This is a genomic window from Mycobacterium sp. TY814 (assembly GCF_030755175.1).
Taxonomy (GTDB): Bacteria; Actinomycetota; Actinomycetes; order Mycobacteriales; family Mycobacteriaceae; genus Mycobacterium.
This window is the reverse complement of the sequence record NZ_JAUFRY010000003.1, coordinates 246769-266528: the sequence shown is the minus strand read 5'-3', so window position 1 is coordinate 266528 and position 19760 is coordinate 246769. Positions and strand designations below refer to the sequence as shown.

Here is a 19760-nt window from a genome sequence, read left to right as displayed (position 1 = left end):
CTCCACTCAAGCGGCGTGCCCCCAAGCCCGCCCTACTCCGCGCGCACCTGCTGCGCAGCGGCCACCATGTTCCGCAGCGATGCGGTCACCTCCCCGACATTCCGGGTCTTCAGGCCACAGTCCGGGTTAACCCAAATACGTTCCGCCGGAACCGCTTTAACCGCAGACCGCAAGGACGCCGCCATCTCGTCGGTGCTCGGCACCCGCGGCGAGTGAATGTCGTAGACGCCCGGGCCCACGCTGTTGGAGAAGCCGATGGCGTTCAGGTCGTCGAGCACCTCCATGTGCGAGCGCGCCGCCTCGATGGACGTGACGTCGGCGTCCAGATCGGCAATCGCGCCGATCACCTCACCAAACTCCGAGTAGCACAGGTGAGTGTGGATCTGGGTCGAATCGGCGACACCGGAGGTGGCCAACCGGAAAGAGCCTACGGCCCAACGCAAATACTCGTCCTGATCGGCCCGGCGCAGCGGCAGCAGCTCCCGCAGCGCCGGCTCGTCCACCTGGATCACGGCGATGCCCGCGGACTGCAGGTCGACCGTCTCGTCCCGGATCGCCAGCGCCACTTGGTTGGCGGTGTCGGCCAGCGGCTGGTCGTCGCGGACGAACGACCACGCCAGGATGGTGACCGGTCCGGTCAGCATGCCCTTCACCGGCTTGTCGGTCAGCGACTGCGCGTAGGTGATCCAGTCGACCGTCATCGGGTGGGTGCGTACCACGTCGCCGAACAGGATCGGCGGACGCACACAGCGGCTGCCGTAGGACTGCACCCAGCCGTTGTCGGTGGCGAAAAAGCCTTCCAGCTGCTCGGCGAAGTACTGCACCATGTCGTTGCGCTCGGGCTCGCCGTGCACCAGCACGTCGATGCCCAGTTGCTCCTGCAGTGCGATCACGTCGGCGATCTCCTGCTTCATCCGGCGCTCGTACTCGGCCTGGTCGATCTCTCCGGAGCGCAGGGCGGCCCGGGCGATGCGGATCGCCGAAGTCTGCGGGTAAGAGCCGATGGTCGTGGTCGGCAGCACGGGCAGCTTCAGGCGGGCTTCCTGGCTGGCGCGACGCTCGGCGGGATCACCGCGGTGGACGCCGGAGGCGACGATCGATCGGATGCGGGACCGGAGTTCGTCATTGTGCAGGCGTGGGTCTTTCCGGCGCGAGGCCACGGCCGCGTTGGAGGCCGCGATCTCGTCGGCCACCGCCTCGCGGCCGTCCCGCAGCGCCCGGGCCAGCACCACCACCTCGCGCACCTTCTCGGCCCCGAATGCCAGCCAACTGCGCAGGTTGTCATCCAGACCGGTCTCAGCTTCCAGCGAATACGGGACATGCAGCGTTGAGCACGACGTTGAAACCGCCACGGCTGCAGCCGAATTCCGCAACGTCGCCAGCCTGCCCAGGGCCGCGTCCAGATCGGTGCGCCAGATGTTGCGGCCGTCGACGATCCCGGCCACCAGCGTCTTGTCTGCCAACTCCGGTACTGCCGCCAGCGCGGTGTCAGGACCGTAGACGAGGTCGACGCCGATCGCCTCGACCGGTGTGCGGGCCAGCCCCGCCAGCGCGGCACCCGGGTCGCCGAAGTACGTCGCGACGTAGATGGCCGGGCGATTGGCCACCGCACCCAGCGCGTTGTAGACGGCCTCGGCCAGCGCGGGTGCGTCCGGGGAGATGTCGGTGACCAGCGCCGGCTCGTCGAACTGCACCCACCGAGCGCCGTTGCCGGCGAGCAGCGAGAGCAGTTCGGAGTAGATCGGCACCAGCTCCTGCAGCCGCTCGACCGGTGGGCTTCCGCCGTCCACCGCCTTGCTCAGCAGCAGGAAGGTGACCGGCCCGATGATCACCGGACGCGCCGGAATGCCTTGCTCTTGAGCTTCTTTCAGCTCGGAGAGCACCTTGTCGGGGTGCAGCGAGAATCGGGTCGCGGGACCGATTTCGGGAACGAGATAGTGGTAGTTCGTGTCGAACCACTTGGTCATCTCCAGTGGGGCGACGTCGTCATTGCCCCGCGCGGCGGCGAAGTAGCGGTCCAGATCGTCGGAGATCCCGGCGACCCGGGCCGGCAGGGCTCCCAGCAGCACCGAGGTGTCCAGCATCTGGTCGTAATAGGAGAAGGTGTTGATCGGCACCGAGTCGAGGCCGGCGGCGGCCAGGTCGGCCCAGGTGTCGCGGCGCAGCGTGGCAGCGACGGATTCCAGGTCGGAGCGGCTGGTTCGGCCGGCCCAGTATCCCTCGGTCGCGCGCTTGAGTTCGCGGCGCGGGCCGATCCGGGGGGTTCCGGTGATGGTTGCGGTGAATTTCGGAAAACTAGCTGGAGCGGTCACGAGCGGTCCTTCATTCGACGGTATGGACACCGCCCGCGGACGCGCAGCCAACAGTCGGGGCGATGCGCATGTGCTCTCCAGAGCCCGCGTACCACCACAGCTGGCCGGCCAAACGCCCATTCCACGAGGCGATGTGCCGCCAGGCGCGGCGCGCCCGGCACAGCTGGCAGGTCTTCGGACTCACAGGCGCGCACCGCAAAGGTGCCCCTACTGGCCGTCGCTTCCCAGTCCGATTGGACCAGTGCCGATGACGGCGGTCGTTCCTGCATACCGCTGCGGGACAGTCCCGGATTCTCACCGGGTTCCCTCTCACAAGGCGCGTGTGCCTTGCTCGATGCCGACGCCACGGGGGCGCCTGCAGACCAGTTGCGAGGCCCAGGCTACCCCGTGCGGCGCGTCTGTTACCGCGCGGTCGCCACCGCGACGGCGATCGGTACGTCCCCGTTGTTGAAGTCGATCGTGTGGCGGATCGTCGCGTCCTCAGCTAGCGCGGCCGCGACGACGGCCGCCACATCCTCCCGCGACACCTCGCCTTTGGCCTTGCCCACCGCGATGTGTCCGGTGCCCGGGTCCAGGGTGAGTCGTCCCGGCCCGAGCACGGTCCAATCGAGGTCGCTGGCGCGCAGGTGGGTATCGGCGGCGGCCTTGGCCTCGGCGTAGGGGAAGAACGAATTCTCCGGCGAGACGCCATGTCCGGGGCCCGCGCCGAAATAGGACACCATCACGAATCGCCTGACGCCGGCCCGGCCGGCGGCGTCGATCACCCGGATGGCGGCGTCGCGGTCCACCGCGTATGTCCGTGCCGGGTCACCACCGCCCGCGCCGGCGGTGAAGACGACCGCGTCGTGCCCGCTCAGCAGGTCTGCCAGGGCGTCGGTGTCGAGGTGCTCGATATCGGCGGTGATCGGCGTGGCTCCGGTGGCCGCGACCTCGTCGGCGTGGTCGGGGTTGCGGAATACCGAGCTGACCTGATCGCCGCGCCCAGTCAGGATCCGGGCCAGATGCAGGGCGACCTTGCCGTGGCCGCCGATGACAATGATGTGCGCCATAATTCGACGCTACCCCGCTACGGCTTGGCGCGGATCGCTACTCCGCGCAGGACAGTGTCACGAGCCAGGATGAGCGACGAGCGGGTGCCTATCGCGCGCAGGATGTTCTCCGGTATCCACTGCATGCCGATGATGCTGCGGGCCAGCATCGTGATGCCGGGCGCGTCGACCCGGATTTCCGATGACCGAATACCCTCGGAGAGAAGCGATTTCATTTGACGCAGCCGAGTCGTGTACAACCAGCCGGGGTTGGCGGTGTTCGGGGGTGACTGGCGCATCCAGGCGAGCTGGATCCGGAACTCGTCGGAGAACTGGTCGAGCGCATTGACATTGACCCAACTCAGCGCGTCCAGCTTCTCGATCGGGGTGGACGGGGAGCGCAGCACGTCCACCCAGCCCGCTTCCACCTTCTGGCCGAAGGAACGCATGATCGACGCCAGGAGTTCGTCCTTGGACCCGATTACGCGGTATACGGTGCCCGTTCCCAGGCCCGCGGCCGATGCGATGTCCCGGATCGTGGTGACTTCATATCCCTTGCGGCCGAACTCTGTTCGTGCCACCGCCCGCAGGTGTGCCGCTTTGTCGCGTGGGTCGGCTTCGCTGTCGTCGGCCCAGGAGGCGATGACGGAGCCCGCGGCGGCGAACGCTTTCGAGCGGTCCAGTGCCCCGTCGGTAGGGGGCCGGGACGCCAACCCCTGCAGGATGATCCGGCACATCAGGGCGGCTACCTGGTCGGCGGAGGAGTTGTGCCGAATGACGTCGAGTCCCACTTGGAGCATGGTCTGGCAGATCCGGTCGGCCAGCGTCGGGAGGTCGATGTCGGCTTTGATGTAGCCACTCCAGCGCGCCGCACGCAGCGTCTGCAGCATCGCCTCCTGGATGGCGACGGGCCGCTGCTGCGTCAGCTTCATTAGTTCGGGATCGGCGCTCGGGCCCTCGTAGAAGGACATCTGCAGCGCGGCCCGATGCCGCACCGCACAGTTGGCGATCGCCGATCCCAGCTCGATGATCTTCTCGGCCGGGGAGCGCGAGTCCGGTTCGTCCAGCTTGGCCTGGGCGCGCTCGCCGATCCGGGCGAGGTCGGCCTGGTAGCGGCGGATGAGTTCGACAAGGATCGCTTCCTTGGACTCGAAGTGGTGGTACAGGCTGCCGGGGAGAATGCCTGCCGCGTCGGCAATCTCCTGCAGCGAGGTGCGCAGACCCGACGAGGCGATCAACGACGCCGCGGTCTCGAGTATCTCCGTTCGGCGCGTTCCGGTTTCGGTTGCGCTGTCGGTCATGGCCGGTCGGCAGCGAAGGACAGCGGTGCCGGCAACGTGCGCAAGTCGTCCTCCTGCTGAACCAAATCTTTGGTAGAGGCTATCAGACCTGACGCGGCAAACGCGCTGCTGAGGAAGCCGACGGGGCTGTGGGCCACATCCTAGAGCGCTCCATGCTCAGACGCCGACGTCGACGCCCCGGTGACGATCGCGACTTGTCCCGCCAAGTCGAGGGAAGCGGTCACCGCTGTGCCGTCTTGGCGAGCCGCGCACCGACTTCGGTGAGATACCGGTCCGGTCCGCCGTGCAACGAGCTCCAGCTCAGGAGACGCTTGAGATAGAGGTGGGCGTCGTGCTCCCAGGTGTAGCCGATACCCCCGAAAACCTGGATTGCGGTGTCGCCGACGGTGGCCAGCCGTCCGGCGAAGGCCTTCGCCCGGATGGCGGCCAGCTGACGTTCGCCGGGTGAGTTCTCCGCCGCCCATAGAGCGTGGATCACGCCGCTGCGGGCCAGTTCCACCGTCTCGAACATGTCGACGCACAGGTGCTGGACCGCCTGAAACGAACCGATGGGTGCTCCGAACTGGCTGCGCGTCTTGGCATATTCGATCGCCATGTGCATGACGGCACTGGCGGCACCCAGGGCGTCGGCGGCCGCGGCGATCAGCACATCCTCGGTGACCGCCTGGACGTCGTCGGGGGACAGGGCGCCCAGTCGCTGGGCGCCGGCATCGGCGAACGCGACGCGAAAGTGCTTGCGAGTCGGGTCGATACCGGGCTCGGCGGTCACCGAGACACCGGTGTCGTCGGCCCTGACGGCGAAGAGCGCAGTGCCGTCGAAAACCAGGAGCAGATCCGCAGCCGCCGCATCCGGCGTGGCCACCGGTGCCGAGTAGACACTGAAGGCGCCGTTTCGTGCCGAAACGCGGGGCCTTTCTGTCTGCTCGGCCAACCCGGCGACAGCGACTGTGCAGGTGCCGTCGGCGATTGCGGTGAGGACGTCGGCGCCCGCCTGGCCACCGGTGGCGGTCAACAGCCGGGTCGCCGCCACCGCGGTGGACAACCAAGGCCCGGGATGCAGGGCGGCGCCGAGTTCTTCGGCGACGATGCCCGCGTCGACCATCGTCATGCCGGCGCCGCCGAGTTCGGCCGGCACCAGTACCCCGGTCGCTCCGAGATCGGCGAGGCCGCTCCACACCGCATCGGTGGTGCCGGTGGGATCGTCGAGCATCGGGCGCACATGGCCCGCAATCGATGCCCGCTCGGTAAGAAAGCGTCGTACCGTGTCCCGCAGCGCGATTCGCTCGCCGTCCAGTTCGAGGTTCATTTGCGCGGCAACCCCAGGACCCGCTGAGCGGTGATGTTCTTGGTGATCTGGGTGGTGCCGCCGGCGATGGTCAGCGATCGCGACGTCAGCCGGTAGTCACTCCACCTGCCGTGCACCCCGCGGGTGCCGAGCACGTCGAACGCCAGCGCGGCAAGCTCCTGGCCGATCTCGCCCCACACCGTCTTGGCCAGGCTCGCCGACCCGAACGCGGTGATTTCCGGACCTCCGTGCAGCGCCGCCGAAATGGACCGCTGGCACAGGACTTCGAGATACTTGATGCGGACCGCGATCTCACCCAATCGTCTCAGCACCACCGGATCTGTCAGGGCATCGCCGACATCGGCGAAGTCGGCCACCAATTCGTCCAGCCGCAGTTCCAACTCCGCGTAGAGGCGGGCCGCTCCGGCGCGCTCATGGCTCAAGGTGGTGGTCGCCACCTGCCAGCCGCCATTGAGCGGGCCGAGCAGCGCATCGACGGGCACCCGCACATCGTGGAAGAAGACCTCGGCGAAATCGGCGTCGCCATTGAGGGTTACCAGTGGACGGGCCTCGATGCCGGGCAGCGTCATGTCGACGATCAGGCAGGAGATGCCTTTGTGCTTGGGCGCGTCGGGATCGGTGCGGACATACAGCTGACACCACTTGGCCTTGTGTCCCAGCGAAGTCCAGATCTTCTGCCCGGTGACGACGAAGTCGTCGCCATCGCGCACCGCCCGGGTGCGCAGGGCGGCCAGGTCCGATCCGGCCTCGGGTTCCGACATGCCCTGACACCAGATGTCGTCGGCCCGCATCATCCGGCGCAGCAGCGTGGTCTTCTGTGCTTCGGTGCCGTACTGCATGATCGCCGGTGCGATGTTGTTCATGCCGATCACGTTGAGCGGCAACGGCGCTCGGGCCCGCGTCGTCTCCTCGGTGTAGACGAGCTGTTCGAGCACCGTCGCACCGCGGCCGCCGTACTCGACGGGCCAGGAGACCGCCGCCCAGCCCGCGTCGGCCATGGTCGCATTCCAGGCGCGCAGCTTGTCGAACGCCGCTTCGTCGCGGCCGGAGGGTCGCCGCGCCGCGATCAGATCGTCGGTCAGGTTGGCCGACAACCACACACGCAGCTCAGCACGGAACCGCTCGACCTCGGCCGGATAGGAGAAATCCACGTTTGCGTTCGAACCCCGTCTGCGCGTGATTGACTGCAGCCAAGCCGAACTCTACGTTGGAACAGATATTTGGTCAATCCGGCCGGTCGTTCGGAGGTGGGCGCGTGGACGACCCGCAGGCTCACCGGCAGCAGGCGCTGGGCATGTTGGCTTCCGCATGGGCAGGCAGGCCCGTCGCCGTGGCACACACCCAGCCGGGCGCACCCGCCTGGACCGACGGCCAGACGATCTTCGTGGACGGTACTGCGGGACAGCGGGCAGGGCTCGAGGCGGTCGCGGTGCAGGCCTCGCTGATTGCCGCGGGCAGCCTGGACAGCCACGTGATGCGGTCCCTGGCGCGGCACCGTCGGCTGGCCAGGCGCTATCTGGCGATCGAGGGCCACCGTGCCCTGGTCGCCAATGCCGCTCTGCTGCCGGGCATCCTGACGGACCTGGGCGATGCCGAGGTCGCCGGCCACACCGACTGCCCGCAACGGTCGCTGCGCATCGCCGGCGGATCCGCGGCGATCGACGAGGTGGCGGGTTTCGGTGTGATCCGCCCGTCGAAGGTGCTGGCTCTCCGTGACCGGCAGTCCGCCCAACAGGATTCGTCGAGTCCGCAACACACGCCCCGACGAGGTGGCAGGCGGCAGCTCGACGAGCTCGATGACGGCGAGACCGAGGACTTCGACGATCCGTTTACCAGCCCGGTCGGTGGCGGAGGTTTCATCGGTACCTGGCTGAAGAAGATGCTTTCCTCCGCGCGCAAGACCGGTAGCGGTGGCGGACCGCCCGGCGCGGACAGCCCGACGCACCGGACCAACTCCGGCAGGCGTGGATCGCACGCCGTCTGGTCACTGGCCGCGACCCGGAGCAAGGAGGTCGACGACCGCCCTGCCGCGCCGGACGGTGTCCGGTACCCGGAGTGGGACGTCACCCGCCGGCGCTACCGCCCCGCCTGGTGCACCGTGCGAGAGACCGAACCGACCATCGACGCGACGGCAAACCAGGCAATCGACGATGCAATCGCCGTGCGGCGGCCATTGTCGCGGCTGGGTATGGGATTGCACCGCCGTCACCGTCAGGCGCAGGGCGACGACATCGATATCGACGCCGCGGTCGAAGAGCGGGTGGGGATGCTGGCCGGCTCGGTCCCCGGCGAGGCGGTCTACCTCGACAGCCTGCGACGCCGGCGCGACCTGTCGGTGTTGCTGCTGCTCGATGTGTCGGGGTCGGCGGCCGAGCCGGGAACGCTGGGCCGGACGGTGCACGAACAGCAGCGCGCGGTCGTCGCCAATCTGACTGTGGCACTGCATGATCTGGGTGATCGGGTGGCGGTCTACGCCTACTGTTCGCAGGGCCGGGCAGCGGTGAGCATGCTTGCTGTCAAGCGCTTCGACGACCGTCTGGACGCCCGGGTGATCAGGAGGCTGAACAGCCTGCAGCCCGGCGCGTATTCGCGTCTGGGCGCGGCTGTCCGGCACGGCTCGGCGGTGCTGGAATCACGGGGCGGTACTTCGCGGCGGTTGTTGGTGGTGGTCTCCGACGGGCTCGCCTTCGACCATGGCTACGAGCGCCCCTACGGTGCAGCGGACGCGCGCCGCGCGCTGACCGAAACCCGGCGTCGCGGAACCGGTTGCGTGTGCCTGACCGTCGGAACCGACGGGCCGTCCCTGCGCCGGGTGTTCGGCGACACCGCGCACGCGATCGTCGCGCGCCCGGATCAACTTGCCGGTGTGATCGGGCCGCTGTTCCGGTCCGCACTGCGCTCCGCAGAGGCCCGCCGGAAGTCGTTCGCCGGTGCGCCAGAGTTGTAAACAAACATCTGTTCCGGTTAGTCTCCGGGCAACGGCAGAAGGGAAGTCATGGCCCACGAGACCGCGCTCGTTCACCACGCCCAGCCCGGGGCGGACCGGGCGCGGCCGTACTACCGGGCGGTCGGTAACGAAGAGGCCGTCTTCAAGGCCGCCTACCGGCAGAACCTGACCCTGCTTCTCAAAGGGCCGACGGGTTGCGGCAAGACCCGGTTTGTCGAGGCGATGGCTCACGACGTCGGCCGGCCGCTGATCACCGTTGCGTGCCATGACGATCTGACCACCGCGGACCTGGTCGGTCGCTATCTGCTGCAGGGCGGGGAAACGGTGTGGGTGGACGGTCCGCTCACCAGAGCGGTGCGCGAGGGTGCGATCTGCTACCTGGACGAAGTGGTGGAGGCCCGGCAGGACACCACCGTGGTGCTGCACCCGCTCGCCGACCACCGGCGTCAGCTGCCCATCGAGCGCCTCGGCGTCACCCTGGATGCGGCGCCGGGATTCGGCCTCGTGGTGTCGTACAACCCCGGCTACCAGAGTGTCCTCAAGGATCTCAAGGACTCCACCCGCCAGCGCATGGTGGCTCTCGAATTCGGTTTTCCGCCAGCCGATATCGAACAGGGCATCGTGGCGCACGAAGCCGGTGTGGACCATGGGACCGCGGCTGAGCTGGTGCGCCTGGGCCAGGCCGTTCGTCGTCTGGAAACCGGCGGTCTGCGTGAGGTTGCCTCGACCCGCGTGTTGATCGCCGCGGGCCGGCTGATCGCGGAAGGGCTGAGCCGGTCCGAGGCGGCCCGTGCCGCCATCGCCGGGCCGCTGACCGACGACCCGGCGGTGAGCAGGGCGCTCAACGAGATGATCGAGCTCTACCTGGGCGAGGATGGCCGATGATTGACGCTACCGAGGACCACCGCTAGCGTCGGAACAAATATTAGGTTTTACACCCTCCGGGGAGTCGGTGAGCTGGGGAGGCCGGATGTCCTACGAGAGCAGTGCAGAGCCGATCAAGGTCGGCTACCTGATGGACTTCACGCTGCCGCCCGGCTTTCCCGAGGAGATGCTGGCGGACTTCACCCGCTGCTTCGACCTGGTCTTCGAAGAGGCCCTGGCCAACGGTCAGCTGGACCGCCCGGTGCAGATGATCTACCGCGAAGTCGAGGGCCTGCCCAAGGGATCGGTCAAGGCGGTGATCGACGCGTTCGGCGACCTCGTCGACGAAGGATGCCTGGTGGTGTTCGGCCCGCACATCACCGACAATTGCGTCCCCACCCGGGAGGCGATCGAGGAGCGGTTCAAGGTTCCGGCGATCAGTGTGACGGGCACCGACGACTGGCTGGGTGAGTGGACATTCGCGTTCCCGCAGGGCTCGATGACCGACGAGCCGATCTTCCTTGCGGACCTGGTGGCGAAACGCGGGTTCACCCAGATCGGAGTTCTGGTCGAGCAGAACCTGATCGGTGAGAGCTATCTGAGAAATCTCCGGAACGCTTTGCGGCGCAAAGGTATTCGGATCGTCGCCGAGGCGCCGATCGCGCAGACCGCCCAGGACATCAACGACGCCGTGCGCACCCTGCACGACGCGAAGGCTGAAGCGATCGTTCATCTCGGGTTCGGATTCGGGATCGTCTTCATCAACCCGGCATTGCAGGCCGTCGATTGGGATCCCCCGAGATTCACCACCACCGCCTTCCAGAACGCCTGGGTGAACCCGATCATGTGGAACGCGTTCATGGGCTGGATCGGCGTGGATCAGTATGACGAGGCGAATCAGGTCGGGCAGGAATTCCTGGACCGCTACGCCAATAGATACGACGGACGCCGTCCCGAATACTGTGTGCCGCCGGTCAATCGCGACGTGGCCGAGACGTTGGTGCGCGCGTTCGCCGACGCCCACCCCCTCAGTCCACGCGGCGTCAAAGAGGCGCTCGAGCGGGTGAAGATGATGCCGGCCGCGGCCGGGGCGCCCGGCACGCGGGTGTCGTTCGGCAAGTGGACCCGCCGGGCCTGGATGGGGGCGGGCTATCTGGTCGCGCGGACGCTGGATGCTGACGGGGTCAACTCGCACCTGGTCGATCGCTTCGGAGAGGACGGATGACGACATGGCCGCACCGGTGAAGACCGCCGAGCCCGACCTGCGGCGCCGGAACATTAACTGGGGCAGCTGGATTGCCGCGGTTGCGTTGGCCGCATTTGCGCTGTTTTTCCTCGCGAACTGCCGCACGGCGCTCGATCCGCGAGTGGCGAATCCGAATGTGCAGGGGCGGCCGCGCCCCGTGCGCTTCGTCTTCGGCCTGGACTACATCACCTTCCTCGAGATCTCCACCATCGCGATGCTGATCGTCCTGCTCGTGGTCTTCATCAGGGGATGGCGGCGCAACCCGGGCAGTCCGGTCATGCTGATGTTCCTGTGCACCACGCTGATCGTGTGGCAGGACCCGATCATGAACTGGGCGCCGTTCGCGGTCTACAACCCCGACCTCACGCACTGGCCGGAGTCCTGGCCGCTGGTGTCGCTGTCGCCGACCGTGGAACCCTTCGTGGTGTTCGGTTACGTCACGTTCTATTTCGGCCCGTACTTCCCGGCCGTCTGGATCCTGCGCAGGTGGCAGGCCAGCAAGGGGCCGCAGCATTTCGTGTCGCGCCACCCGTTGCTCAGCCTGGGTCTGCTGACGTGCGCGATCGGCTTCGTCTTCGACGCGTTCCTGGAAATTCAGCTCGTCCACATGGGCATGTACATCTACTCGCAGGTGATTCCCTGGGGCTCGGTGTTCACTGGGACCACCTTTCAGTTCCCGCTGATCTGGGAATCGTTCTCGGTGACGTTCGTGATGGTTCCCGCCGCAATCCTGTGCTACCGCGACGACACCGGCAAATCGGTGGCCGAGAAGCTCGCCGCGAAGGCCAGGCTGTTTCCCAGCCGCCCGGTGCTCGGAACGTTCGTGGTCATGTTCGCCATCATCAACGTGTCCTATTTCGCCTACGGCGCGTGGTTCGCCGTCATCAAGGCCACCAAGGCGGCCACCTCCGTCGCCTGCCCATGGCCCTATCCGGAAGCCAAAGTCTATGACCCACAGGGATTTTACGAGCGCGCAGGGGCGCCGGGCCCTTACTCGGTCGGCATCTGGTCGACCTGGATGAGCGGAATGCCCGACGGCCGGCCGCACGTCGACCCGCCGCCGGCGGGCGAAGGCCCTTGCGCGGCCAAGCATGACTGAGCCCCGCACCGTCGTCATCACCGGTGCATCGCGCGGGCTGGGTTTCGCTTCGGCAGTGCGCCTGCACCGCGAGGGGTGGCGGGTGGTCGCGGCCATGCGCGACCCGGACCGCGCACTCCCGTTGCTACAGCAGGCAACCGGCGCGGCCCAAGACGTGGACCGGCTGGACCGGCTGGTCCCGGTGCAGCTGGACCTCACCGACCCCGCGTCGATCACGGCCGCCGCCAAGGCCATCGAAGAGACCGTCGGGACACCCTACGCATTGGTGCACAATGCGGGCATCTCGGCGGCGGGAGTGGTCGAGGAGACAGATAGGGCGTTGTGGCAGAGGATGTTCGCCACCAGCGTCCTCGGCCCCGTCCTGCTGACCCAGGCGCTGCTGCCGTCGATGCGGGCAGCGGGTGTGGGTCGCATCGTGCTGGTATCCAGCGCTGCCGGGGTTCGGGGCCAACCGGCTACCGCCCCGTACTCGGCGGCGAAGGGGGCCCTTGAGCGCTGGGGCGAGTCGATGGCATGCGAGATCGCTCCATTCGGTCTGGGCGTCACGGTGTTGGTGGCCGGCACCTACGACACGGAGATCATCACCGATGCCGGCACCACCGACAACCGCGATCTCGGCGGACCGTACGCCCGCGTGCACCAGACCATGAACACCCGTGGGCGGCTAGCGATGAAACTGGCCAGACCACCCGAACGGTTCACCGACGGGCTGCTCACGGCGCTCGGCGACACTAAGCCGTTCCGTCGCCGCGGGGTGGGCCTGGATGCCTCAATGTTGTTGGCGCTGAACAGGATCCTGCCCGCCGCCGGCATGCACCATGCCTCCCGGCTGGTGTTGGGCATACCAAAGCAGGGTTCGATGCGGGGCGGAGCATATCCGTTGACGACTGCGCAACGGGCGATGGTATTCACCGCACGCGTGGTGCCGCAGCCGCTACTGCAGCGGGTGGCGTCGTTGGTGGCGAAGCGTAACAAGGGGAGTGAAAGGCAGTAATGGAACAGCTATTCGACGATCTGGAAGACTTCGGCGCCTTCGACGACGCCATCTCCGGTGACGTCCGCGACCCGTACACGGAGCTGGCCCGGTTGCGCCGCGAGGAACCCGTGCAGCGCCTCGAGACCTCCGGGGCGCTTCCGCACGAGGAGTCGCTGCCGATGTTCATCGTGTATCGCCACGAGGACGTCCAGCAGATGCTGCGCGACAACGAGACGTTCTCCTCGGCCGCCGTCATTGCCGCATTCGGCCCGGTGCTCGGCGAACACGTGATGCTCGGAATGGACGAGCCGGTGCACGGCCGACTGCGGTCACTGGTGTCAAAAGCCTTCTCGCAGAAATCATTGGCGCGGTACCAGGACGAACTGGTGGCCCGGGTGGCGAACAGCCTGATCGACAACTTCGCGCCCAACGGCCGAGCCGACCTGGTCAAGGAGTTCACCTTCGACTACCCGAGTCAGATCATCGCCGGCCTGTTGGGCCTGCCCGAGCAGGACTACCCCCAGTTCCAGCGGTGGTCGATCTCGCTACTGAGTTGGTTGATGAACCCGGAACGTGGGCTCGCGGCCGCGGCGGCGTTGTGCGAATACTTCGCACCCATCCTCGAAGCCCGGCGCGCCGAACCGAATGACGATCTGATCAGTGCCCTGGCCGCGGCCGAGATTGACGGACAAAAGCTGGCGGACGAAGAGATCTTTTCGTTCCTGCGGCTGCTGCTGCCCGCCGGAGTGGAGACGACGTACCGCGCGCTGGGCAGTCTGCTACTGGCGCTGCTGTCCGATCCCGCGCAACTGGACGCGATCCGCGCGGATCGGTCGCTGTTGCCGCAGGCCATCGAAGAGGGTGTGCGCTGGGAGCCGCCGCTGCTCACCATCACCCGGGTGGCGACCCGCGACACCGAACTCGGCGGGGTGGCGATCCCGGCCGGCGCCACGGTGATGCCGATGCTGGGTTCGGCGAACCGTCAGGAAGATCGTTATCCCGACCCGGACACCTTCGACATCCACCGGCAGGCGCGGGCGCACCTGGGCTGGGGTCACGGCGTACACGTGTGCCTGGGCATGCACCTGGCCCGGCTGGAGATGCGCACCGCGATCAACCTGTTGCTGGACCGGCTGCCGAACCTGCGGCTGGATCCCGACGCCGACAACCCCCACATTCGCGGACAGGTCTTCCGGTCGCCCACCTCGGTACCGGTGCTGTTCGATCCGCAGTAGACCAACCGGGTGCTTTCCGGTAAGGCTCACCGTAGAGTTAGTGTCTAGCGGGTGGCCGTTTACGTCCCGGCGCTCTCACCAGCGCCTTGTCAAAAGAGAGCTGAACAAATATGGCTGACACTGTAAAGGTCCGGTTCGAGCCGAAGATGATGATCGACGGCAAGCTCGTCGACGGCCAGGCGGGCACGTTCACCAACATCAACCCGGCCACCGAGGAGTCGCTCGGTGAGGTCGCCGACGCTTCGAAGGAGGACATGCACCGGGCCATCGACGCCGCGCGGCGCGCCTTCGACGAGACCGACTGGTCGACCAACCGGGAGCTGCGCAAGCGCTGCCTGCTGCAGCTGCACGACGCGATCGAAGAGGAGAAGGAGGAGCTGCGCGAGGAACTCATCCTCGAGGTCGGTTCGCCGCGCGCCATCACCTTCGGCCCGCAGCTGGACGCCCCGCTCCAAGACGGGCTGAAGTACCCGGCCCGGCTCATCGACGAGTACGCCTGGGAGACCGACCTCGGCGACCGGGTCATCAGCCTGACCGGCGCGAACACGTCCATCAAGGTGTGGCGGGAGCCGGTGGGCGTGGTCGGCGCGATCGTGCCGTGGAACTTCCCGTTTGAGGTGACTCTGAACAAGCTCGGCCAAGCGCTGGGCACCGGCAACACGGTCGTGCTCAAGCCGGCGCCCAACACCCCGTTCAACGCCACCCGACTGGGCCGGCTGATCGCCGAGAAGACCGACATCCCCGCCGGGGTGGTCAACGTCGTCACCGCGTCCGATCACTTTGTCGGAGAGGAGCTTACGCTCTCTCCGAAGGTCGACCTGATCTCGTTCACCGGCTCCACGGTGGTGGGCAAACGGATCATGGAAAAAGGCGCCGCGACGATGAAGCGGCTGTTCCTCGAACTTGGCGGCAAGTCGGCCACCATCGTGCTCGAGGACGCCGATTTCGGCTTGGCCTGCGCGATCGGCATCGCACCGTGCATGCACGCCGGCCAGGGTTGCGCCAACCCGACCCGGATGCTGCTGCCGCGCTCGCGCTACGACGAGGGCGTGGCGATTCTGAAGAGCATCTACGAGAACGTCACCTGCGGTGATCCCCAGGACCCCGGAACCCTGTGCGGCCCGGTGATCTCCGAGCGTCAGCGCGACCGCGTCATGGGCTACATCCGCAAGGGCGTCGAGGAAGGTGCCACCGCCCTGGTCGGCGGACCGGACGCGCCCACCGGCTTCGACAAGGGATTCTTCGTCCGCCCAACGCTTTTCGTCGACGTCGACAATTCCATGACCATCGCCCAGGAGGAGATCTTCGGCCCGGTGCTCTCCGTCATCCCGTTCGACGACGAGGAGGACGCGATCCGCATCGCCAACGACAGCGTGTACGGCCTGGCGGGCAATGTGATGTCGGGTTCGCTGGAGCACTCGCTGGCGGTGGCGCGACGCATCAAGGCCGGCTTCATCGGCGTCAACGGCGGTGCCCCCTACGGCGCGGACACGCCGTTCGGCGGCTACAAGCAGAGCGGCGTCGGACGGCAGAACGGCATCGCCGGATTCGACCAGTACACCGAGATCAAATCGGTGGGCTACCCGGTCGGATAATTTCCGGGCCAGGTGTCCTTTTCGGTACCGCGGCAATCGTCCTGTTGGTGAGATCGGGAAATGCCCGCATCATGATCGGTACAGGAGGACACCATGCCGCAATACGCCGCGCTCACCTACACCAGGGACGTCGACTGGTCGGCCCCTGAACAGGCCGCCGACATGGCCGAATACATGAAATTCGGCCAAGACCACGGGGCCGCAATCCGGGGCGGAGCCGCCCTGTATCCCACCGGTACCGCGACCACGGTGCGCGTCAGCGGCGCGCGTGGTGGCGACGTCGTCACCAGCGACGGGCCCTATGCCGAAACCAAAGAAGCGCTGACCGGGTTCTACCTGATCGAGGCGGCGGACCTGGACGAGGCCCTGCGCATCGCCGCCGACATCCCGGCCGCCTGGGACGGGGCCGTCGAGGTGCGTCCAGTCATCGAATTCGGCGGCTGATGCTCCCGGTCGGTTGATGGATACCGACGCTGCACTCGCCGAAACCGTCCGGATGGAGGGCACGCGCATCCTGGCGACCCTCATCCGGACGGTGGGATCGCTACAGCTCGCCGAGGACGCGGTGCAGGAGGCCGCGCTGCGGGCAATGCGCGACTGGCCCCGCACCGGGGTGCCTGCCGAACCGCGCGCCTGGTTGACGGTGACCGCGCGCCGGGTCGCCATCGACCTGCTGCGCCGGGAAGGCGCCCGGGCGCAGAAGGAGCGTGCCAGCGTGGAACTGTCGGTTCCCGACCTGCCGCCGGACAGCGTGGTGGCCGACGACCGGCTGCGGCTGATCTTCACCTGCTGTCACCCGGCACTCGCGTTGGAGGCGCAGGTGACCCTCGCGCTGCGCACCCTGTGCGGCCTGTCGCCGGCGCAGATCGCAGCGGTGTTGCTGACCAGTGAGGCGGCCGTTGCCAAGCGCCTCACCCGGACCCGCAAAAAGATTGCTGCGGCGGCGATTCCGTATCGGGTGCCGGCAGACGACGAGTTGCCGGCGCGCCTGGCGGCGGTGTGCGCGGTGCTGCACACCTCCTACACGATCGCCCACACCGCGGCCGGCGGTGACCGGCTGACCGACGTCGACGGAACCCGGGAGGCGCTGCGACTGGCGCGCCTGGTGCACGAGTTGATGCCTGACGAGCCCGCGCCGATGGCCGTGCTGGCACTGCAACTGCTGACCGACGCGCGCCGGGCCGCGCGCCTGGACGAGGCCGGCGAGCCGATTCCGCTGTCTGACCAGGACCGCACACGGTGGGATACCGCCGCGATTACCGAAGCGCTCGGGCTGCTCAACGACTCGTTGCGGCGCACCGGGGGAGTCGCCGACCCCTATCAGCTGCAGGCCGCGATCGCCGCGGAGCACGCCCGGGCCGCGTCCTATCACGCCACCGACTGGGCCGAGATCGTCCGGCTCTACGACCTGCTGCTGTCGGTGCGGCCGAGTGCTCCCGTCGCCCTGGCCCGAGCCGTCGCGATCGCCGAACGAGACGGGCCCGCAGCGGGATTGCAGGCACTGGCGCCCCTGGAACCGGACCAGCGCTGGCATGCCGTACGCGGCGAATTGCTCTCCCGGGAAGGAAGATTCGCCGAAGCGGTGGAGGCGACGCGCGCGTCACTCACCGAGGCGGTCGCCGAGCCCGAGCGCCGGTACCGCGAGCGGCGGATCGCCGAGTGGCAGGCAAATATCTGAGTCTCACACGGTCGCTACGGTGCCGCCGTCGACCACGATGTCGGCACCGACCACCGCGGCCGCGGCATCGGAGATGAGAAAGCCCACGACCGCGGCTATCTCCTCGGGGCGTGCGGGCCGACCGAGGGGAATGCCGCCGAGCGCGTTCATCATCGAGTGCAGGGCGGCGTCGCGGTCACCATCGCCGGCGGCGGCGATCCGGGTGATGAGATCCTCGGCGGCGTTGGTCTGGATGAACCCCGGCGACACCGTATTGACGCGAATACCCTTGGGCGCCAGCTCGTTCGCCAGACCCTTGCTGTACGCGCGCAGCGCGGCCTTGGCCGCGGCGTACCCCAGGGTGCCGTCGAAAAGCGGCATTCTGCTCTGAATCGAGCCGACGTGCACGACGGACCCCGCGCCCGCTTCGATCATCGTGGGCAGCAACGCACGGTCCAGGCGGACCGCTGCCAGCAGATTCAGGTTGAGCTCGTCGGTCCAGTGCCGATCGTCGAGTGCGGCGAAGCCGCCCGAGGGTGCACCGGATCCGCCCGCCACATGCACCAGGATGTCGAGTCCGCCGCGTTCACGGATCCGAGCGGCCACCTGCTCTACTCCGGCCGGCGACGAAAGGTCGCCGGCGATGAAATCGTCAGTGCCCGAGCTGTGTTGACGAGCCACCGTGGTGACGCGCACTCCCCGCGAACGCAGCCAGGCGGTGACCGCGGCGCCGGTCCCCTTAGTGCCCCCGGTGACGACCGCACGCCGGCCCTGCAGCGTGGTCATGCGTCAGCCCGAAACACCGGCCAGCACAGCGAGGTCAACCAGTCCGCGGAATCGTCAGTGTCCCAGGCGAACCGGTCGTAGTACTCGCGCAGCGGGCCTTCGACGCTGATCTCGTGGCGGGTCGCGTACTCGCCCAGCACGCTGTAGTGGACGTCGACGTCGTCGTGCGGACCGCGGTGTGAGATGACCACCAATTCGGCTGCCGGAATGGTCATCGGCGTCACTCGCCCGACCGCTCGCACCGCCCCGGCGACCGGGATGAACACGGTCGTACCGCCCCGGTCACCGGCGAAGATGTCGAAGTCGAACAAGGCCCCGGGCACCCCGGTCGGAGCGAGCAGACGGTCAGCCTGCACCGTCGCCCGCAATTCGCCCACCGCACCTTGCCACCAGGGCAGCAGATCGTCGCGATCGACGGTCGCGGTGATCGCGGCGGCGGGGGTCTCGGCGACGGTGCGGTGTTCAATCCGCGAATCGCGAGCCGGGGCATCGAGAATCGCCCGCAGCGATTCCACGGCGCTCCGCGTTGCGGCGAGCTGGTCTTCGAGGCGTGCCAGGTGAGCGCTGATGAGTGCGTTCCGGTCGGCCGGTGCGGAGACGAGGACGGCGCGAACGTCGGCCAACGGCATCCCGAGGTCGCGTAGCCGTCGGATTACCTGGGCGGTCGGCGCCTGGTCGGTGCTGTAGTACCGGTAGCCGGTGGCCGGATCGACACGATGCGGTTCGAGCAAACCGACTTCGTGGTAGTGGCGCAGCGTCTTGACCGGCAACTGCGTCATCCGGGAGAAGTCGCCAATCGATATGCCGGTGGTCATGGGCTCATTGTGAAGTCTCCCGTTGCGGGAGAGTCAAGGCCGCCAAACCGCCTTGACTCTCCCGCGGCGTCGGCGCCCACGGTTGGTGCATGACTACTCACACGCACTCCGTCGCTCAACGTTACGTCGCAGCTGTCAACGCTTTCAGCATCGACGCCGTCATGCGGACGTTCGCCCCCGATGCGGTCGTCAACGACAACCAGCGCGAATTCGCCACCGCGGCTGCCATCGAAGGCTGGGTGGCCGCGGAGATCGTCGGTGACCGCGTGACCATGGAGGTGTTGGACACCGATGACCGCTCCGGGCTGACCGTACTTCGGGCCCGCTACGACGGTGACTTCGACAAGACGGGCCTACCCGACGAACTGGTCCTGACCAACTACATCGTCGCTCGAGACGATTTGATCACCGGCCTGTTCATCGTCGTCAATCGCGGCTGAACGCGCCTCCGTCCGGTGCGGTTGCTCGAAGAGTTCGACAAGGACGGGCCGCCGGCGCTGCGACCGGGCCGGATGCATAGGTTCTATAGCTAAATGACACCCCGCCCCGCGCCCTCCCAACCGGATGGTTGACAATCTAAGGAATTACTTATT

At 67.5% G+C, this 19760-nt stretch carries 17 protein-coding genes and 1 riboswitch; of the genes, 10 read left to right on the top strand and 7 right to left on the bottom strand.

All coding sequences use genetic code 11. The annotated features are described in order from the left end of the window. Window positions 1-32: 32 nt before the first annotated feature. The 5 genes from metE to QXH22_RS22450 form a co-directional block, all read right to left on the bottom strand. Window positions 33-2312, bottom strand: coding sequence for a 5-methyltetrahydropteroyltriglutamate--homocysteine S-methyltransferase (gene metE / locus QXH22_RS22470; protein ID WP_306277043.1), 2280 nt, complete (start codon window positions 2310-2312; stop codon window positions 33-35). Between the two features lie 147 nt (window positions 2313-2459). Beyond that, window positions 2460-2662, bottom strand: a riboswitch (cobalamin riboswitch). 51 nt (window positions 2663-2713) lie between these two features. After that, a complete protein-coding gene (locus tag QXH22_RS22465) occupies window positions 2714-3361 on the bottom strand; it encodes an SDR family oxidoreductase (protein WP_306245578.1) in 648 nt (215 codons plus the stop codon). A 17-nt stretch (window positions 3362-3378) separates the two neighbouring features. Then, window positions 3379-4641, bottom strand: coding sequence for a TetR/AcrR family transcriptional regulator (locus QXH22_RS22460; RefSeq protein ID WP_306277042.1), 1263 nt, complete (start codon window positions 4639-4641; stop codon window positions 3379-3381). 220 nt (window positions 4642-4861) lie between these two features. After that, entirely contained in the window at window positions 4862-5947 is a 1086-nt protein-coding gene (locus QXH22_RS22455) for an acyl-CoA dehydrogenase family protein (RefSeq protein WP_306277041.1), read from the bottom strand. Continuing rightward, on the bottom strand, window positions 5944-7098 hold the full coding sequence (locus QXH22_RS22450) for an acyl-CoA dehydrogenase family protein (RefSeq protein ID WP_306245573.1): 1155 nt from the start codon (window positions 7096-7098) through the stop codon (window positions 5944-5946). The genes QXH22_RS22455 and QXH22_RS22450 overlap by 4 nt, the downstream gene beginning before the upstream one ends. Before the next feature lie 143 nt (window positions 7099-7241). Here QXH22_RS22450 and QXH22_RS22445 point away from each other — a divergent pair, with 143 nt between their 5' ends. The 9 genes from QXH22_RS22445 to QXH22_RS22405 all read left to right on the top strand — a co-directional run bounded on the left by QXH22_RS22445 (window position 7242) and on the right by QXH22_RS22405 (window position 17587). Beyond that, window positions 7242-8894 carry a nitric oxide reductase activation protein NorD gene (locus tag QXH22_RS22445; protein ID WP_306277362.1) on the top strand — a complete coding sequence of 551 codons (1653 nt, stop codon included), beginning with the start codon at window positions 7242-7244 and terminating at the stop codon, window positions 8892-8894. A gap of 48 nt (window positions 8895-8942) precedes the next feature. Beyond that, window positions 8943-9779 carry a CbbQ/NirQ/NorQ/GpvN family protein gene (locus QXH22_RS22440; protein ID WP_306245571.1) on the top strand — a complete coding sequence of 279 codons (837 nt, stop codon included), beginning with the start codon at window positions 8943-8945 and terminating at the stop codon, window positions 9777-9779. A gap of 85 nt (window positions 9780-9864) precedes the next feature. Next, window positions 9865-10983 (top strand): ABC transporter substrate-binding protein, encoded by a 1119-nt coding sequence (locus QXH22_RS22435; RefSeq protein WP_306245569.1) that lies wholly within the window; start codon window positions 9865-9867, stop codon window positions 10981-10983. After that, on the top strand, window positions 10961-12103 hold the full coding sequence (locus tag QXH22_RS22430; protein WP_371934309.1) for a spirocyclase AveC family protein: 1143 nt from the start codon (window positions 10961-10963) through the stop codon (window positions 12101-12103). Before QXH22_RS22435 ends, QXH22_RS22430 begins: the two co-directional genes overlap by 23 nt. Further along, window positions 12096-13097, top strand: a complete 1002-nt coding sequence (locus tag QXH22_RS22425; RefSeq protein WP_306245566.1) for an SDR family oxidoreductase — start codon at window positions 12096-12098, stop codon at window positions 13095-13097. The genes QXH22_RS22430 and QXH22_RS22425 overlap by 8 nt, the downstream gene beginning before the upstream one ends. Next, entirely contained in the window at window positions 13097-14314 is a 1218-nt protein-coding gene (locus QXH22_RS22420; protein WP_306277040.1) for a cytochrome P450, read from the top strand. Before QXH22_RS22425 ends, QXH22_RS22420 begins: the two co-directional genes overlap by 1 nt. Before the next feature lie 110 nt (window positions 14315-14424). Further along, window positions 14425-15909, top strand: a complete 1485-nt coding sequence (locus QXH22_RS22415; RefSeq protein WP_306277039.1) for an aldehyde dehydrogenase family protein — start codon at window positions 14425-14427, stop codon at window positions 15907-15909. Between the two features lie 93 nt (window positions 15910-16002). Next, complete coding sequence (locus tag QXH22_RS22410) at window positions 16003-16353, top strand: YciI family protein (protein WP_306245561.1); 351 nt, start codon at window positions 16003-16005, stop codon at window positions 16351-16353. A gap of 16 nt (window positions 16354-16369) precedes the next feature. Beyond that, window positions 16370-17587 carry an RNA polymerase sigma factor gene (locus tag QXH22_RS22405; protein WP_306277038.1) on the top strand — a complete coding sequence of 406 codons (1218 nt, stop codon included), beginning with the start codon at window positions 16370-16372 and terminating at the stop codon, window positions 17585-17587. 3 nt (window positions 17588-17590) lie between these two features. Here the strand turns inward: QXH22_RS22405 and QXH22_RS22400 are convergent, their stop codons facing one another. Further along, window positions 17591-18352: an SDR family oxidoreductase gene (locus QXH22_RS22400; RefSeq protein WP_306277037.1), complete on the bottom strand. Its 762-nt coding sequence runs from the start codon at window positions 18350-18352 to the stop codon at window positions 17591-17593. Further along, on the bottom strand, window positions 18349-19167 hold the full coding sequence (locus QXH22_RS22395) for a MerR family transcriptional regulator (protein ID WP_306277036.1): 819 nt from the start codon (window positions 19165-19167) through the stop codon (window positions 18349-18351). Before QXH22_RS22395 ends, QXH22_RS22400 begins: the two co-directional genes overlap by 4 nt. Window positions 19168-19256: 89 nt before the next feature. On the opposite strand from QXH22_RS22395, the gene QXH22_RS22390 reads away from it, so the two are divergent. Further along, on the top strand, window positions 19257-19607 hold the full coding sequence (locus QXH22_RS22390; protein WP_306277035.1) for a nuclear transport factor 2 family protein: 351 nt from the start codon (window positions 19257-19259) through the stop codon (window positions 19605-19607). Window positions 19608-19760 lie beyond the last annotated feature (153 nt).

Bases quoted from the DNA above. Each gene is read 5' to 3' on its own strand.
- QXH22_RS22455 (WP_306277041.1), bottom strand. From the start codon at position 5,947: ATGAACCTCGAACTGGACGGCGAGCGAATCGCGCTGCGGGACACGGTA.
- QXH22_RS22400 (WP_306277037.1), bottom strand. From the start codon at position 18,352: ATGACCACGCTGCAGGGCCGGCGTGCGGTCGTCACCGGGGGCACTAAG.
- QXH22_RS22460 (WP_306277042.1), bottom strand. From the start codon at position 4,641: ATGACCGACAGCGCAACCGAAACCGGAACGCGCCGAACGGAGATACTC.
- QXH22_RS22410 (WP_306245561.1), top strand. From the start codon at position 16,003: ATGCCGCAATACGCCGCGCTCACCTACACCAGGGACGTCGACTGGTCG.
- QXH22_RS22395 (WP_306277036.1), bottom strand. From the start codon at position 19,167: ATGACCACCGGCATATCGATTGGCGACTTCTCCCGGATGACGCAGTTG.
- QXH22_RS22405 (WP_306277038.1), top strand. From the start codon at position 16,370: ATGGATACCGACGCTGCACTCGCCGAAACCGTCCGGATGGAGGGCACG.
- QXH22_RS22420 (WP_306277040.1), top strand. From the start codon at position 13,097: ATGGAACAGCTATTCGACGATCTGGAAGACTTCGGCGCCTTCGACGAC.
- QXH22_RS22435 (WP_306245569.1), top strand. From the start codon at position 9,865: ATGTCCTACGAGAGCAGTGCAGAGCCGATCAAGGTCGGCTACCTGATG.
- QXH22_RS22440 (WP_306245571.1), top strand. From the start codon at position 8,943: ATGGCCCACGAGACCGCGCTCGTTCACCACGCCCAGCCCGGGGCGGAC.
- QXH22_RS22415 (WP_306277039.1), top strand. From the start codon at position 14,425: ATGGCTGACACTGTAAAGGTCCGGTTCGAGCCGAAGATGATGATCGAC.
- QXH22_RS22445 (WP_306277362.1), top strand. From the start codon at position 7,242: ATGTTGGCTTCCGCATGGGCAGGCAGGCCCGTCGCCGTGGCACACACC.
- QXH22_RS22465 (WP_306245578.1), bottom strand. From the start codon at position 3,361: ATGGCGCACATCATTGTCATCGGCGGCCACGGCAAGGTCGCCCTGCAT.
- QXH22_RS22390 (WP_306277035.1), top strand. From the start codon at position 19,257: ATGACTACTCACACGCACTCCGTCGCTCAACGTTACGTCGCAGCTGTC.
- QXH22_RS22425 (WP_306245566.1), top strand. From the start codon at position 12,096: ATGACTGAGCCCCGCACCGTCGTCATCACCGGTGCATCGCGCGGGCTG.